Source organism: Caulobacter sp. (genome assembly GCF_017744445.1).
In the GTDB taxonomy this organism is placed as follows: domain Bacteria; phylum Pseudomonadota; class Alphaproteobacteria; order Caulobacterales; family Caulobacteraceae; genus Caulobacter.
Map to the genome: position 1 here is coordinate 1 of NZ_JAGIBH010000053.1, position 965 is coordinate 965.

2 protein-coding genes are annotated in these 965 nt (G+C 55.1%); both read left to right on the forward strand.

All coding sequences use genetic code 11. The features are described 5' to 3' along the window. On the forward strand, nucleotides 1–194 hold a 194-nt coding region (locus J7528_RS23520), incomplete at its 5' end, for a hypothetical protein (protein ID WP_291879695.1). A 144-nt stretch (nucleotides 195–338) separates the two neighbouring features. Then, a partial coding sequence (locus J7528_RS23525) for a DUF1800 family protein (RefSeq protein WP_291879697.1) occupies nucleotides 339–965 on the forward strand: 627 nt, incomplete at its 3' end.

Consider the following 965-nt stretch of genomic DNA (forward strand, 5'->3'; position numbering starts at 1 on the left):
GGCTGGGCCTCCAACTCCCTCTTTCGATCTCAGTGACGAGCTCAAGCTCTGTTGGCGCCGACGCGCGCCTGCACGCCCGCATGGTGCGAGACCGCTCGCAATCCACTACAAATAGTTTGAATGAATTTAACAAACTATTAGAAATTATTTACAGATTATTTCCGCTGAATAACCGACACATGCTCAATATTTGAGCGTTAAATATTCATTCAATGCGCCACACTGCCGCATTTATTCCTCCGCGTCATCAATATATTCCACCAGCATCTCATTGTAAGTTCGCGACCGCGTGAGACACCCTCAAGGCCCCGCGGACGTCTGGCGTGTGGTGGTGTAGGATGCGTATTCAACTGTTGGGCTCAGCAGCCGCCATTGTCGCGGCGGCGGCTGTCTCTGGCGGCGTCGGCGGAGCGATCAGCGGGGCCGCGACTTCCGGTCCGACCTCGCCCCCCCTGGCGGCGGAAGCGACGCTTCAGCCCAACGAGGCCGCGCGCTTCGCCAAGCAGGCCAGCTTCGGCCCGACGCCCGAGCTAATCGCCGCCATCGTCGCCAAGAGGTCGATTTCGGCTTGGCTGGAGGAGCAGTTCACGCTCTCAACCAGTTCGTACGCCGACATCGCAGCAAAGGTGGTTCCTAGTGATCTTTGCACGCCTCTGACGGGCACAGATCTTACCAACTGCAATCGCAGCAACTTTTCCGGGACCCCTCTGCAGCTCAGGTTTTACAAGAATGCGATCGAAAACGACGATCAACTGCGCCAACGCGTAGCTTTTGCTCTTTCGCAAATTGTCGTTACCTCAGAATTGGAAGTTCGCACTACTTCAGGCATCGCAGCCTTCAACCAAATCCTGCTCGATAATGCCTTTGGAAACTATAGAGATATCCTTAAGTCCACGACTCTAAACCCCTTCATGGGCGCGTTTTTGGACATGGTCGACAGCAATAAGAGCCAGCCCAACGAGAAC